This window comes from Mycolicibacter sinensis, from assembly GCF_001673565.1.
Lineage (GTDB): Bacteria > Actinomycetota > Actinomycetes > Mycobacteriales > Mycobacteriaceae > Mycobacterium > Mycobacterium sinense_C.
The window spans coordinates 1-850 of record NZ_LZMF01000076.1 but is presented as its reverse complement, the minus strand read 5'-3'; the positions used below and the strand labels follow the sequence as shown (position 1 = coordinate 850).

At 62.7% G+C, this 850-nt stretch carries 1 protein-coding gene; it reads right to left on the bottom strand.

Features of this window, described 5'->3' with window-relative positions; translation table 11 throughout:
• Positions 1-823 (bottom strand): IS481 family transposase (locus tag A5648_RS12675; protein WP_065024889.1); only part of this gene is annotated, 823 nt, incomplete at its 3' end.
• Positions 824-850: the final 27 nt, after the last annotated feature.

Sequence of the window (850 nt, the reverse complement as noted above, 5' to 3'; positions counted from 1 at the left end):
CCTGCTGAGCACGTTTCAGAGTAGCGAAAGGCTTTCGGTCGCTGAGGAACTCAGCACGCAAACTGCGATGGAAACGCTCAATTTTGCCCGTCGTCGTAGGACTGCGCGGCTGAGTCAACAGATGCTCAACACCGTGTTGGCGACAGATCGCATCGAAGAGCACCTCCACCGGCGGATGATGAAACCGCCCGGTGAACACCTTGCCGTTATCGGTCAAGATCTGCTCGGGTGCCCCATAGCGATCCAGTGCCGCACGCAGCCCATCGCAGACCGCCCGAGTGCGTTCCCGCGTCATCAAGTGCGCACTGATGCACATCCGGGAATAGTCATCGATACCGGTCAATGCTTTGGCGCTGGTGCCATCGGCCAGCGGGAACCCGCCGACGATATCCATCTGCCACAGCTCCATCGGAGCGCTACGTTCCCAGCGTTTCCATTTCCGCGACCGCCGCTGCCGCGACTCGGCATCGATCATGGCGGCCCGCACCAGCGCCCGATAGACCGCCGACTCCGACGGCAGCGGCCTCATACCCCGCTTATCCAGCTCGAACACCAACCGCCGCGGCCCCCAATACGGCCGCGACCGCCGCAACTCCAACACCACCGCCTCAACCTCGGCCGGCATCTGATGCGGACAGTGCACCGGCCGATGCGACCGGTCCTTGAGCCCTTCGAAGCCCTCGACTTCATACCGGGCCAGCCAGCCATGCATCGTCTGCCGCGACACATTCGCCTTTTCAGCGGCCTGCGCCACCGAAAGCCCGTCGGCAATCACCGACAACACCGCTTGATACCGCTGCTCAGCCACGCTCAACTCCCTCATCCAGGGAGTGTCAAGGATCAACCGAAG